A 15429-nucleotide genomic window follows, 5' to 3' on the forward strand; every position below is an offset into this window, starting at 1 on the left:
TTATTTTTACAAAGGGAATACGGCGTCTTTACGATCTGCCTGTTATCTCCGCCACTGACACTTTGTCAACAACCTCATTTGTAGCTCGGGGACTGGCGGAGCGACTGCACCTATGGGCGCTCCGGCGGCTTAGCCGTTACGACCCATTCGGCACATTTCCCCGCTAATCCACTTTGTCAACGGTCTGAGGGGGCTGCGCCCCCTTAGCTTTTCTTCTTCAACTCATTCAACCGATCAACTAATCCGCTACGACGCTGCGTGGGTGTCCGTATCGCATGACTCAATACAGCATGACTGCAATAGAGTGTTAATCGCTGGCGAGCACGGGTGATCGCGGTATAAACCAATTCACGGGTGAGTACCGGCATAAAGGTGTTGGGTAATATTAATGCCGTGTGCTCAAACTCCGATCCTTGAGATTTATGCACTGTCATGGCATAAGCGGTCTCATGGCTGGGAAGACGGCTGGGTTGCACCGACTTGATATTGCCATCAGGCAGTTGGAAATGGACCCGAAGCTCGCCTTCTGAGTCATATAACGCGATACCAATATCCCCATTAAATAGACCCAGAGCACTGTCATTAAGTCCAATCATCACTGGTCTGCCAACATACCAACGCCCTGATGGGCCAGATGCTCGCTCAATAAACCTTTTGCGATGCAACAACTGCTCAATCCGCTCATTTAAGCCGCTGACCCCAAATGGCCCGGTACGTAATGCACACAGCAACTGATAGCGATCAAATGCCGCTAACACATCAACGGCATGTGCACCGGATGTCGCCAACTGAAGGTAATGCTGATAGCCAGCGGCACAATCCTCCAGCAATACCTGATAGTCATCAGAATCGGCCAGAGAGAAGCATTCGATGTCAGAATAGGTGCTGCTTAAAACTGATAATGCCTTGTTAGACTTCCCGGCATTAACGGCCAAAGCGAGCTGTCCAATACCTGATTTTTCATCAAAACGGTAGCTTTTGCGCAGTAAGCACAAGCTATCACGGACATTGACGGCATCTGTTGGTACATCGCCAATGGGAATGACTCCGAGCAATGAACATCCAGTTAACCGCGCTAATTGTTCAGCCCGTAATTCGCTGTAACCCCATTCAGCAAAACGACAAATATCACCTAATACCGCACCGGCCTCAACCGAGGCCAATTGGTCACGATCACCAAGAAAAATAACCTGAGCTTTCGCGGGCAGAGCTGCAATTAACCGCGCCATCATCGGTAAATCCACCATTGATGCCTCATCGACCACCAGCACATCAAGGTTTAACGGATTGCCACGGTGGTAACGCAAGCGCTGGCTGTTAGGTTGCGCCCCTAACAAGCGGTGTAGCGTGGATGCCTGATCTGGAAATAGCTTCCGCTCATCATCAGTTAATACGAGTTGCCGAATAGCATTACCCAATGACTCGGTCAATCGCGCGGCCGCTTTACCGGTTGGTGCGGCAAGCTGGATACGTAAACGTTGCCCCTGACTCAGCTGTATCAGTGCGGTCAATAACTTAGCGACTGTAGTGGTTTTCCCTGTTCCCGGTCCACCAGAAATCACGGAAATACGGCGGGTCGCAGCAACGGCGGCGGCCACTTTCTGCCAGTCAACCTCAGTACCCGCCAAGCCGAACAATCGGTCTAGCGTGGTTCTTAATAGTATTTCGTTTACGTCTCGAGGTTCATTGACCCATGCAGCCATGCTGTCGCTGGCAATAAACCGAACCACATCCCCTTCGTACTGCCACATTCGTTGCAAATACAAACGGTTATTTTGCAAAACCAACGGCGTCGGTTGTGAGCCGTCACTCACTGCAGGGGAGTTATTCAGTGCCTGTATCCAACGCGACTCATCTGGCGCACCCGCAGCCTGCCACAGTGCTTGTGATAACGCCGACTGCCGCCCACCAAATAGCAGGTCAGGCTGCAAGTAGCTTAATGGTAAGCACACATGCCCAGCCCCCGCTTCGGCACTGAGAATAGCGGCGGCCAATTGCAGCATCGGGTTATTGTCGCCCGCGATCATTCGTGAAAACTGAAGATCCAGCGGGCGCAGTAAGTGGTCACCGAGCGCCTGATTCAGTAACGCCATCATAGTGAGGCCCTCTCATCTACTTGGATAGCATTATCATTTATTTCACGACCACTAAACAAACAATCCATTCCTTCAATCAATTCCAGCTCAGGGCGGCAACTAAAGATACCGTTGCCCGGATGTTGCTTATTAACACCACGTAGGAAGAGGTAAATGACGCCACCAAAATCGCGCTGATAGTCATAATCTGCCAATCGGTGGCGCAAATAGCGGTGCAATGCCAGTGTATAGAGCTGATATTGAAGGTCATAACGATGCTCAGCCATGGCTTGAGTCATCGCCTCTCGGGTATAGGCGCTACTGTCCTCACCCAACCAATTTGATTTGTAATCCAATAAGTAATACTTACCCTGCCAGCAGAAAACTAAGTCAATAAACCCCTTAAGCATCCCTCTAACTTGCTGAAAATCCAGCACTGGGCACTGCCGAGAGAGCGGGTCATAGTGTTTGATTAAGGAATCTAATTCACTGGCGCGCAGCAGCGTATCGATTGGCAGATAAAATTGTAATTCGGCCTGCTTGCTCTCCGGCGTCAACCCAGCCAATGTCACACCCGTGGTATTGAGCGGAACTTGTACAATGTCATTTAGCCACTGAGACAACATTGGCAGCCATTGCTCACCAAAACCCTGTCGCTGCAACTGCTCTGCCAACCACTCTTGCTCAATAGGCTGACTAAAATCCATTGGCTCGAGTAAGTCATGTAGGAAAGTTCCCGGTGCTGCGCCGCGTGGGAAAGTATGTGGGGTTAAATGCGCTGTGGCTATCAATACCTGCTCACCAACAGCATCGGTATCCAGCCGTGGAAGTAATTCTTGTAGCGGCACATTTAGGGTCTGTGAAGCACCACCTTTACTTGAGCCATGCTGCTGTAAGCCAGAATAGCTGGTGACACGCCAATAATCCTGTATTTGCCGGTTAAATTGGCGCGCAGCAAGTGCTGGTAAAATTTCCGGTTGTGGCTGCCAAGGCGTATCGTCCGGGCGCTCTGCCAGTGATACAGAAATATCGCCTTTTGCTGCCGCTGTTAGTTCTGCTAATTTATCGGCCAAATATTGTGCATCACCTGCCTGCCCCTGTTGCACCAGATAACCTAATGCGCTGCGGTGCATGTCACTTTCGCCCTGCTTTTTCCGCCCGCCTTTAATCAGCGGCGCAATACCCACACTGCAATGATAAACCGCACGGGTCAGTGCCACGTAGAGTAACCGTAAATCCTCTGCCAGCCGTTCCTCTTCAGCCAGAGCCTGGCTCTCTTCATCTGCATTCAGATCAAGCAGAGCCTCAAAGCTGTGGCGATCGTGGTACAGCACATCCTGCTGCTGGCGGAAATTGCCAACGAAAGGCAGCCAAACCAACGGATATTCCAACCCTTTCGATTTATGGATTGTAATAACCTGCACCAAATGGCGGTCACTTTCCAAGCGCAGTTGTTGATTATCTGACTGATGATTGGGTTGCGCTATTTGCTGTGCCAACCAGCGGATAAGTGCGTGCTCACTATCAAGCTGTGATGCGGCTTCTTGCAATAGTTCCCCCAAATGCAGCACATCCGTCAGTCGACGCTCTCCACCCGGTGTCGCAAGCAGGTTTTCAGCTAAATGGCGGTGAGCCATAATCTCCCGCAACATGGGCAGTACACCACGGCGCTGCCAATGTTGGCGATAGCTATCGAACTCCTCAACCAAAGCATCCCATGCACGCTCATCGTGATTCAATGCATCCAATATTTTTGCATCCAGTCCGAGCATTCCTGTCGCCATTGCACTGCGCAATGCCCGCTCCTGCTCTGGAGCCAAAACAGCCTGCAACAACCACAACAGATCTTTGGCCTCTGCGGTATCAAACACACTGTCACGGTTGGATAAATAAACCGATGGGATGGCTAATGCACTCATTGCATCACGCACTAATGCAGCTTCTGCCCGGCTGCGTACCAAAATAGTGATATCAGATGCCTGAACTGGCCTTGATCCATCGGCTGTCACTAATTGGGCCTGCCCATTTTGGCCAGCGGTTAACCAGTCACGGATTTGGGCTGCACACTGTCGCGCCATCAATTGTTGGTACTCGCTCACTCCGACACCCTCTCCTGGCTGCAACCAAAAAGAGATGGCTGGCTGTTTTTTTCCTTTAATTTCAAAAGATAAATGGCTGTTTTTTTCCGCAGCAGATACCTTTATAAAAGGAATTTGTTCAAACAGGAAAGGCACCTCGACCAAACTAAATAGCCGGTTCACTGATTGCACCATCGGGAAGGAGGAGCGCCAGTTTGTCTCTAGTGTGTAGTGGGCGCTTACTTCAGAACGGGCGCGGATATAGGTAAATATATCTGCACCACGGAAAGCATAAATAGCCTGTTTGGGGTCACCAATCAGTAATAGACCGCACTCTTTTTGTCCACCATAAAGCGTGTGGAAGATGCGGTATTGTTGGGGATCGGTATCTTGAAACTCATCAATCATTGCGACGGGATAACGGTTACGAATAGATTGGGCCAACAACTCACCACCCGACTGCTGTAATGCCACATCCAGTTTGCTGAGCAGGTCATCAAATCCCAGCTCCGCCCGTTGCCGTTTTTCCTGCTGGACGGATGTTCGTATCTCACTGATCGCTCGGGCTAAAATCAAATCTCTTAGTGTCAGCGGTTGCTCGAATAGGCTGTCTATGGCACTAAATAGGGCATGTTGTGGCGCTGTACCCTTTTTAGTTTTCTCAAATAAAACTGACTGGCGGAATTTTTCCAGCTCTTTAGGTAACTGATAATCACCCGTTTCCTGATCTGCCCATGCACCGACTTTTTCCAGCCAGTTGGGTAAATATCGGGCGCTGTAGCTGCGCTTATCAACACCTGAGATGCTGATCAATGCCTCTAACTCAGGCGCGGCGGCACACCATTGTGCTTTGACCGCGTCAATTTGCACCACGATTTGCTGATGCCGACTGAGTATCGTTTCATCATCACCGGGCGCTTGCCGAAACTTTGGCGTTTCACCCTGTAGATAGGCAGAGAGATCTTTGAGTAATGCTTCTGGCCCGCTCCACTCCTGACTGACAGCTCGAGCCACAGCCAAGGGGAGCGGATAGCAGTGACGCCGCCAGAAATCGGCGCAAGCTTGTCTGCGCAGTGGCAGTTCATCCTGCACCAATGTTTGCTCGAACAAAATGCCAGATTCAAAAGCGTTATTCGCCAGCATTCTCTGACAAAAGCCGTGAATGGTATAAATCGCCGCTTCATCCATCTGGCGCTCAGCCGCCAGCAATTGTGCTGCGGCCTCACTTAAGTCAATGATTTCGGCTAATAAAGCCTTATGCATTGGGTTATCGCTGACTCCCCGCACGCAGGCGATACGCAACTCATGAATATTGTCGCGGATTCGCCCTCTTAACTCTTCAGTTGCGGCTTCGGTAAAGGTCACCACCAGGATATCCTCAACCATAAGAGGGCGACTAAACGCAGCCCCTCCCCCCAAGCCAAGCAGCAACCTTAGATAAAGTACCCCAATGGTAAAAGTCTTACCCGTTCCGGCAGAAGCTTCAATTAGCCTCTCGCCATATAAGGGGAGCGTTAGCGGCTCCAGCCGCTGGGGAGTCATTGATGTCATGGAGCCAATACCTTCTGCGGCAAGGTCGCCTGCAAGGCGGAGGCGGTTGGATAGGTGGTCCATCCTTGAAGTACCGCATATCCACCCGTCGTTTGCCCTTGGCCTTTAACCTGAGAGAGCAGTGCCAGACCTTGCGGCTTAATGACTGCTTGTTGGAAGAAGTCAGCCAGCATGGTGCTATTCAGTAACTTCACTTGAGCAATCATTTTCTCACGGCTATCAAAGGCAAAATTATTACGATTAAAATCATTACCATAACGGCTAGCTTCTTCATCCAGTGTTTGCGGACGTTGCAGCAATTGGTTGATTAGCCCCTGCTTATATTGTTCAAAATCAGCCGGTTTCATTTCACGCAGTCGTTTTTCAGCCTGTGGATAGAAAGCCTGATAGCGCTGATAAAGGTAATCAGGTTGTTTGCTGTTACTTTGCAGTAAGAAGCCTAGGCCCCACTGACGTCCAACCGACATTGGGAAGGCAAATACCGCATAACCAAGTTGCTCCTCCGTGCGCAGTTGATCATAGAACCACGGCTGAACAATTTGACCCAGTAAGGCACTGTGCGCCATACCATCAATTTCTGAATAACCGATAGGTACATAAACAGCTGCCAGTGCAGCATCAGAGCTGCTGCCAACCCGTTCCATATTGGCTAACTGGGCCTTATCGACCACAACATCTTCGCCAGTCCACCAAGTGGTTCCCGTCAAACCGAGCTGTTTCTTCAATGACTCCGCCAGCGAAGTGACCTGCGGGGCTGTCATATTACCCACCGCTAATACCTCAATGGCAGATTGTTTGAGCATGTTATTGCGGTAGGTCACGACATCTTGCACGCTAATCGTATCAAGTAGTTTACGTCGCTCGCTGCGCTCAAAATAAGGCACATGAGATAGCAACTTGGCCGGCTGGATCGCCAGTTCATAAGCTTTACCCTTCTCGGCAACTTCCAACTGCTCACGATACCAAGATTTAGCCTGCACCAGTTGGTCTTCCGTTGGCGTGAAACTGGAGTAGCCTTCAACCAGTGAGGTTAACAACTGCGGCATCCGCTGGGTAAAGCCATTAGCACTAACATACAAACCATTGTTTGGTGCCGTGGAGAAGCTAATTCCACCGATAGAGGCTTGGTAGCTCAGTTCATCGAGTGAAAGGCCAGCCAGATAATCGGTTAGGGCAAATAGAACCTGATTGCGGGCAGTATCCAAGGCGTGCTGATTACGAAAAGCAACCGAGATATCCGCTTTGGGTTCGTTAGCAAAGTACTGGCTTGGCATGTAAAACACCCGTAAACCCGGCTGTTCAGCGACTTTCTGTGGGTGGGTGATATTTTTATCAGCTTTAATCAGCGTGAAATTATCCGGAATGTAAGGGTTAAGTGCTGGTAGGCTCAGCGTGATATCCCCCCCTAATTGTTGCCACTCTTTCATCACTTTCGGGCTGATTTTATCGACCTGATAAGGTGCATCGACAAAATACGCCACTTTGTTGTGAGGCTCTTCAGGGCTAACAAACCAGATTCGTGCATTTTCTGGTGTCATTTCAGCCAAGCGTGCGGCAATGGCTTTTGGATCATAATGATCAGCCAGATAAGGGGCATCAAGTACATGTGCGACAGGCACTCGCAGCATCATATCCACCAGCCACTCGATGTAATCCATATCTCGCGTGATTGAGGGATAGCGGAAATCAAGATTTAATACATGAGCAATCTCATCAAAGTAGCTCTTTTTAATGCCATCTTTGTGCAACATATTGATGTAATCGAAGATGGCCGCGACCACCACATCACGTTTGGCTAAACCTTTATCGGTGAGTGACACAGAAATGGAGAATACCCCCCCATTGCGGTCTACCATCGGGTCAGCGCCGGCATTGATTGCATCCGCCAATCCCTGCTTTTGCAGCCAGTCAGATAATGTGTCTTTACTGCGGTTGCCAATCAAATAACTAATATAGGTATCTGTTTTACTGCGAAACTCTGCACTGTTGTTCTCAATGCGGAACTCGACTTTTAGCTGTTTACGCGGTTGGGCCGGAACATAATGGATAATAATGCCAGTTTGATCCGGGGTGACTACTGGTACCGTAATCGGTGGTACTTTTGCATCCCGATTAGGAATGCGACCAAATGTATCAGCCGCTAATTGTGCTAACTGCTCCAGTGATTGATTGCTGTACAACACGCCTGCCATCAAATTGGCGGAATAGTAACGATGATAGAAGCTCAATAATTCATCGTGTAATTTGCCATCAGGCTTATCTTTCAGCGTATCAAGATTACCGCCCGAGAAACGTGCACTCGGATGCGCTGGATTGAGGGTTTCAGCATTAACCTGTGCCATACGCATCCCATCGCGGGAACGGGCCATCGTCAGTTCTGCATTGACCGCATTACGTTCACGGTCAGCATTAATCGGGTCTAACAAGGGTTCTGCAATAGCATCTGCCAATCGGTCAACCGCAGGAGCCAACGCATCATTTTCAATTTCAAGATAAAAAGCGGTTCGATAAGAAGCGGTACTCGCATTATGACTACCACCGTGTTTCTTCAGGAACTCAGAGAAACTACCTGGTTCAGGGAAACGTTTAGAGCCCATCAATAACATGTGTTCCAGATAATGAGCCAAACCTAATTGGTTATTTGGATCCTCCAATGATCCGACAGGCAACGCCAGTGCGGCCAAGGATTTAGGTGCTTGTGCATCAGAAACTAACAATACTGTCATACCATTCGGCAACTTTATTGCCTGATATTTACGCAGGTCATGTTCACTTTTATGAATAGCTTCTGCCAGTGGTTGCCATGCAGGAGCCGCAGCCCAACTCAGTGGCGCTAGCAAACCTAATAAGAAAAATATGCCAATAATGCGGGCAAACTGTTTATGCATTCCGTTTCTCCCCTAACCCCTTTAAAATTACCGCTAAAACACATATCCGGCTTTCTTGTATTGAATATGTACGATCATCTGGTTGAGTGACGCGCAGTTTTCACGCCTTATTATGGCGGGCAATCGGTAATAAATAACGCTCCGTTTCGTGCAATATCATGTCGAGATGTTGGTTATCCATCAGGCGAAGTACTCTTTGTACGTAGTGATCCTCCCCCTCTCCTGCAACTCGCTGATCTCCTTGCCAAACCTGTAAAAGCTTCATTCTTGCTTTAGCCTGAGTTTCTTCATCCCACAGAATCTGATCAGAATCGCTATCAAAGCACTGACTCAGCCATGCCCAGCCACTTTTACTCAACAGTAGCAGAGGTTCACACATCCCTTGCTGATATCCAGTAATTAGCTGCTGTAAATATTGACGAGCTTCATCGCCACTCAAAGAGTCATAGCGCCATGCGGTTCCTTTGCGGCCATACATTCGGCTTTCACCTTCACCACCTGCGGCGCAATACACCAGATGTTCAACCCACAATAAAAGCCCATCGACGGCGGTCAATGCCGCAGGCCGCCAACGAATTAAGCCATCCTCCTGAACCTGATGAATCCAGCCCGTCAGGGTGGTGTTACCAAATTCAATATTAAGCTCAATACTGTGGCTCTCTTTACGTTCAGTGCGGATCTGTTCAGCCAATGGCACCATCTCTTCTTGCTGACTTTCCCAATAAAGCTCGCCAAAGGATCCATAAGGTAAGCTGCCAGCGGCTCGGGCACGAGTAAACACAGTGTTAATATCACCATCATCTATAAGTGCATTGAGCAACTGGGTATTAAATTGATATCGGTTGAGGTTATCTAAGGTAAATGGCTCTTCATCTGGCAATTCTGTTTCTTCAATAACAAAATTCACCCCTAGCCGTAGCTGGAAGAATGCCCTTACAGGATGACGATAGAAACGAATTAACTCATCTAAGGTAATTTCAGGTAAGGGTTCAGGCGACAAAGGTTGATTAAACTCTGGATGTGCCAGCCCTTTCGATTCAGCAGAGGGCAGCCACTCCGCAGCGTAACTCTGTAGTTCACTGTTTTCGACAAAGTTTTCCGCTGCAAACGGCATGCGAGCATGCAAACAGAGCAAGTGTTGAATGACCCGTTTGGCGCTGTCATCAGCACTGAGCTCTTCATCTCCTGGCAAGTGATAACTTTGCGAAATATATTCAATCAATTCACTCACCAGCACTGAGGGGTAGCGCTTGCTGTTGTCTTGAATTGAACGCCCGATATAACTGATATAAAGCTGTTGCTGAGCAGAAAGTAGTGCTTCAAGGAACAGATAGCGATCATCATCACGCCGACTACGATCACCGCGACGAACCTGTTTTGCCATCAAATCAAATCCCAACGGCGGCAGTGTTCGTGGGTAAATACCGTCGTTCATCCCCAATAAACACACGACTTTAAACGGGATAGAGCGCATTGGCATCAGGGTACAGAAGTTGATTGGCCCTGCGAGAAAGCGCTGGCTGATGCGCTCATTGTCTAAGCGTGAGGCCAACTCATCCCGCAATAAATTAAGTGGCACAACATCCGGATATTGGGCGGCGATACCATAGCTGATAACCTTCTGCCACTGCTGTTCAATCAGTACCAAAACGGCTTCAGTCTCATTATCGGACTCGAAGAAGGTATCCAATAAGCTGCGACACAGTGGTAACCAGTCGCTGAGTGAGCGCGATTCACTTAACAGCAGCCGCCATTGCCCTAGTTGCATCAGCATATCGGCCAATTGCCCGGCAAGTTCCGCAGCCAAACCACTTGATTCATCATAGGGTAAGACACCTTGCCAATCCCCGGCGGCACTGTCCATGGCATAACCGAGCAACATGCGGGTTATACCAAAATGCCAGGTATGCTGCCCCGTCGCGGGCAAAGATAGCTCTCGAACATTGTCATCATCCAACCCCCAACGGATACCCGATTCCCCCACCCATTGCCGCAAGCGGCGCAACCCATCTTCGGTAATACCGAACTTATTGGCTAAGGCTGGGACTTCCAGCAGCGCTAATATTTGCTCGGAGGTAAAGCGGCTCTGGGGGAGATCAAGTAAGGTAATAAAAGCTTGTAACGCCGGATGGGCCTGACTGGCTTTACGGTCAGAGATCGCAAAGGGCAGATAACGCCCCCCAGTTGCATTACCAAATGTGGCCTGAATATAGGGGGTATAGCTGTCGATATCTGCGACCATCACAATGATGTCGCGTGGCGTGAGTTCAGGATCGGCGGCTAATAACCTCAACAGGTTATCTTGCAGAACCTCAACTTCCCTTTGAGGGCTGTGGCAAACATGCAGACTCAAAGAGCGATCAGTCGGATCTAATACCCGTTTCTGGTCACTATGGGCTAAGGTTTCCGGCGTAGTACCAATGATGGCATGATCTTCCAACTCCAGCATATCGTGCTGAATACCATGCAATAAATTGTCCGGCTCAATATCAACAAAAGCATGTACCTCTTGGATATCATCAACTTGCGACAATAGATACATGTGATCTCGCCCCAAACGTCCCCATGAGGCTAATAGTGGGTTACTGAGATCCTGCTCTCCATCAACATTGAATAGTTGTTCTGCCTGTTCTGGATGCCGAAACAGGTTTACTTCGATCGATTTTCCTTCAGTCGACTCGCGATAATGTCTACGTTTGCGACTTTGTAATTTAGCCAAAAAGGCATAATCCTGAATATCACCCCAGAAATAGCGACAGGGGTTGGTAAACATGAGATGAATATCGATGTGTTTACCCAGCGCTTGCAGCGCCTGTAAATAGATGGGTGGTAGTGCCGATATACCGCAAATAAATACCCGTTTAGGCAGCCCTGCGGGGCGAACATCCGAGTCGAGTAAAGTGCGGATAAAACGCTGATAGAGATTGGCGCGGTGCCATTCAGGTTGTTCCAGTTCGCGGGTGTAGCGCGTTAGTTCAACCCATAACTTGGCTTGCCACTGCTGGTTATCGTCCAGTTTTTCAATGAGTTGACCACGTTCCCAAGCCTCAAGCCATTCAGGACGATACACCAAATACTGGTCGAAAAGGTCAGCTACCCGTGTCGCAAGTTGGTGAATCTTACGCTTATCACCGTCGTCACTTAGGTAGCGTTTCATGGGCGAAAATACGGGGTCATCCAGTAAATCTGGCAATAACCACATGAGTTTCCATGTCATGGCATCTTTGCTGAATGCGCTCTCCTTGGGAATTCCCGGCAAGACACGGGTAAACATATCCCAGATAAAAGTCGCGGGCAGTGGAAACTCAATATTGGCTGCAATGCTGAACTGTTGTGCCAATTGCATCTGCAACCATTGGGCCATTCCGGGGCTTTGAACTAGCACCACTTCTTGCTGGAAAGGGTTATCCAACGGCTCTCGTTCTATCAGCGCTGTCGTTAGCGCTTTGAGTAAATCCAGTTGATTAGAATGATAAACCGTGAACATGATGACTCCCTTAAGGCACTATGGATAATATTCATGAATGATTAAACCAACTGATTATCACTTGTGAATAAATCCTGAGGTTTAATACTCTAACTTGATAATGAGTGAGTGCAATAGGTTATCGTCATTATCACCCTTGGTACTTGCTGTTGCAGGGGCTAGCCCCCACTCTCCGAGCAAAACCAACGGCTTAGTTCTGCTTGCTGATTGTGCCGCACGGTAAGAGTGAAGTTATACTCGGTGCACTCCCCTGCAACTCTGCCGACTGATTGGCGATATAACCAATTAGGCTTCATTCCAGAGATAAACGGCTTATCCGGCGTATTACCTCCAAGGCTTTCAATATGCTGATGGAGTAGAGACCAAGCCTGACGCTGTTGCCACAAAGTAGAAAAACCCTGCAAAAGTGCCCGCTGGTATTGCAACAATCCCAATAGCGAAACCGAGAAAAATAGCGCGGCTATTAAGGCTTCGGGCAGGCTAAATCCTGACGGTTCCCGCGAATAGGCTAACTCCTTGGTCAGTTGCGGTCTGTAGCAATCTCTTAATAAAGACAAAATTGTGTATCCTTATCCGGGCAAAAATCCAACCAGCCATGAGCGGCTTTAACCAATTGATAGCCTTCCCTATTGTTTTTATTAGTATTCAGTTTGACCCGCTGATAAAGCATCAAGGGGGGGTGTACCCCAAGAGGTTGGCTCTCTCCTCTCAGGATAAAAAGTCCGGTCAGTGATGACGGTTTAATACAGGCCTTTAAGCCATACTGTGGATGATCACTACAGTGCCATACTGCTCCAGCACGCCACGGTAGAGTGAATGACCAATGCTGATTGATTCCCCACGCCAATGATGATGTCGCCTGATTAAAAACCCGTAAATGGTGCTGATCCTCAGCTGTGATTTGCTGAATATTATCCAATTGGCGGTGTAAGGCTGATAGTAGAAATAAGCCAAGCGCAAAAAGTGTGGCGACAGCAGCTAAGGTGCTGGCCCCCTGTTGGCGATTCTGCTTCATAGGTTATTCCCACGAATCATATAAATAAGCTGATTCTGGACGGCTACATTATCTGTGCTTTGCCCAGCTAATTGCACTCTGTAAATCTGGGCAGGTGTTACCTCGGGTAATCGACGAACAGAAAAATGCGTTATGGTGACCTCTTTTGGGTCAAACACTCTTTCCCAACCACCACCAGCGCAACTTAGCTCCCCACGTTGGGCTTCCAATGCCTTATTACGCAGACGATAGCCAAAGTATTCAGACTCCTGATGCTTTTCCCCCTCCCATCGGCCATTACGGTTAAGGTCATACGCAGTTATCAGGCAGGAATCTGTGGTTTCACCTGGATAATGATGTGTGGTGATAGCCTTCCCTTTGCACTCTCCGTGGCAAAAACCCGCTCGCTGTAAATCTTTTTCCAACATAGCCATCCCCTGACGGAGTACTAGCTCCAACTGGTAGTGTTGTTGCAATATTGATATCTGCTGGCGTAATTTGGGGAAAAGCTGTGTCGAACCAAGCACAATGATGCTGCCAATACTTAAGGCCAGCATCATTTCCGGCAGCGTAAAACCTGAAATAGATCTATGCCAAGTATGCTCCGGCATTGACCCTATCGGCTTTATGTTCACTTTTGGCATAAATGGATACCTGATATTGGCTGGCCTTCACTGCACAATCTCATTCGCCCTCGGCTGGAAATAATCAGCCGGATATGCCCTGCGGGGTTATTGAGTAGGATGCTTCCTGCTTGCGCCGTGTTTCTTACCCCATAGAAGCCAATACTCTTTTGCAATGACATCGTGATCACGACGTCAGGATAAGGCGGAATAAACACGCTACCAGTTAATGTAGAACAAGGTGCTACGGGTTTATCACCATAGCCCAAACACCCCTGCCCATATTGCTCTACCCATAATAGTGCCGTGTCGTTGTTGCGATTCGTCTGTACCTGCAAATGTGTTAAGAAGGCAAGTAGCTGGCGTGCGCTATCAGCCAGCCTTTCCCGTTGCCGGTACTGGTGCCAACTTTGCGCCCCCCATGTCGCCATAACGCCGACCAATGCAATAACCAGCAATATCTCAATCAGACTGATACCTTTTTGTTTTATCAGGTGATTATCTTTTATGGGTTGTGTTTTATTGAGTGTGATATCGGTTTTCATGTCGCAAGTTTACGTCGCCAGAACTTGGGGTCTAGTGGCTAATTATCAGGTCTGGAAAGGGTGCGCAAAATTTTATTTTCGACGACATAAATGCAAAAAAGAGTGCGGCACGGCTCGCATTTTTATGGCAGGGAAGACCGCTGTTATGAGGGGAGTTATGGAGATGACAGATATAAAACTGAGGTGATTGACAAAGTGTCAGCGGCTGGGAGAACAGGCAGATCGTAAAGACGCCGTATTCCCTTTGTAAAAATAAACATCCCTGATGGCTTGAGCCGTGCCATCCTTGGCGCGGACGCTTTACTCTTCTACCTGTCCTCACCTCTTGAGATCGAGTCGTCGAGGTTTGTCATCAATCTGACCTGAGCCATTGCGACTCAGGTCAGAAGGTTAGATAGCGATCGGAGCTTTAATCCCTGGATGCGGATCGTACCCTTCAATTTCAAAATCATCGAAGTGATAATCAAACAAAGAGTCAGGTTTACGTTTGATTATCAATTTCGGTAATGCCCGAGGTTCGCGGCTTAATTGCAGGTGTGTTTGCTCTATGTGGTTGCTGTATAGGTGAGTATCGCCACCCGTCCAGACAAAATCACCGACTTCCAAATCACATTGTTGCGCCATCATATGTATCAGTAATGCATAGCTGGCTATATTAAATGGCAAGCCAAGGAATACATCGCAAGAACGTTGATATAGCTGGCAAGAAAGCTTGCCATCAGCCACGTAGAACTGGAAGAAAGCATGGCAAGGTGCCAGTGCCATTTGATCCAGCTCACCCACATTCCAAGCAGAGACAATAATGCGACGTGAATTAGGGTCTTGCTTAAGCTGTTTTACCACGTTGCTCAGTTGGTCAATCTGACGCCCATCGGCAGCGCCCCAGGCACGCCATTGCTTGCCATATACTGGGCCAAGGTCACCGTTTTCATCTGCCCACTCATCCCAGATTGAGACATTATTTTCCTTCAGATAACCAATATTGGTATCGCCGTTTAGGAACCATAACAGCTCATGGATGATCGAACGCAAATGGCAACGTTTGGTGGTTACCAGCGGGAAGCCGTCTTGTAAATTGAAACGCATCTGATGCCCAAAAATCGATACTGTACCTGTACCTGTACGGTCATCTTTAGGGGTGCCTTCTTCCAGCACTTTTTTCATCAAATCCAGATACTGTTTCATATT

9 protein-coding genes are annotated in these 15429 nt (G+C 48.6%); all 9 read right to left on the reverse strand.

The window, feature by feature from the left end; genetic code table 11:
- Positions 1–203: 203 nt before the first annotated feature.
- A complete protein-coding gene (gene recD, locus ACZ76_RS04780; RefSeq protein ID WP_048617279.1) occupies positions 204–2096 on the reverse strand; it encodes an exodeoxyribonuclease V subunit alpha in 1893 nt (630 codons plus the stop codon).
- On the reverse strand, positions 2093–5704 hold the full coding sequence (recB, locus tag ACZ76_RS04785) for an exodeoxyribonuclease V subunit beta (protein ID WP_048617281.1): 3612 nt from the start codon (positions 5702–5704) through the stop codon (positions 2093–2095). The genes recD and recB overlap by 4 nt, the downstream gene beginning before the upstream one ends.
- Positions 5701–8592 (reverse strand): pitrilysin, encoded by a 2892-nt coding sequence (ptrA, locus tag ACZ76_RS04790; RefSeq protein WP_048617283.1) that lies wholly within the window; start codon positions 8590–8592, stop codon positions 5701–5703. The genes recB and ptrA overlap by 4 nt, the downstream gene beginning before the upstream one ends.
- 100 nt (positions 8593–8692) lie before the next feature.
- A complete protein-coding gene (recC, locus tag ACZ76_RS04795; protein ID WP_048617285.1) occupies positions 8693–12079 on the reverse strand; it encodes an exodeoxyribonuclease V subunit gamma in 3387 nt (1128 codons plus the stop codon).
- 158 nt (positions 12080–12237) lie between these two features.
- A complete protein-coding gene (locus tag ACZ76_RS17920) occupies positions 12238–12636 on the reverse strand; it encodes a prepilin-type N-terminal cleavage/methylation domain-containing protein (RefSeq protein ID WP_071840469.1) in 399 nt (132 codons plus the stop codon).
- Positions 12624–13094, reverse strand: a complete 471-nt coding sequence (locus ACZ76_RS04800; protein WP_048617288.1) for a YgdB family protein — start codon at positions 13092–13094, stop codon at positions 12624–12626. The genes ACZ76_RS17920 and ACZ76_RS04800 overlap by 13 nt, the downstream gene beginning before the upstream one ends.
- Positions 13091–13717: a prepilin peptidase-dependent protein gene (locus ACZ76_RS04805; RefSeq protein WP_048617290.1), complete on the reverse strand. Its 627-nt coding sequence runs from the start codon at positions 13715–13717 to the stop codon at positions 13091–13093. Before ACZ76_RS04805 ends, ACZ76_RS04800 begins: the two co-directional genes overlap by 4 nt.
- Positions 13705–14241: a prepilin peptidase-dependent protein gene (locus ACZ76_RS04810; RefSeq protein ID WP_048617292.1), complete on the reverse strand. Its 537-nt coding sequence runs from the start codon at positions 14239–14241 to the stop codon at positions 13705–13707. Before ACZ76_RS04810 ends, ACZ76_RS04805 begins: the two co-directional genes overlap by 13 nt.
- Before the next feature lie 390 nt (positions 14242–14631).
- Positions 14632–15426, reverse strand: coding sequence for a thymidylate synthase (gene thyA, locus ACZ76_RS19000; RefSeq protein WP_048617296.1), 795 nt, complete (start codon positions 15424–15426; stop codon positions 14632–14634).
- Between the last annotated feature and the right edge of the window lie 3 nt (positions 15427–15429).

Origin of the sequence: Yersinia aleksiciae (assembly GCF_001047675.1) — a bacterium.
GTDB classification, from domain to species: Bacteria; Pseudomonadota; Gammaproteobacteria; order Enterobacterales; family Enterobacteriaceae; genus Yersinia; species Yersinia aleksiciae.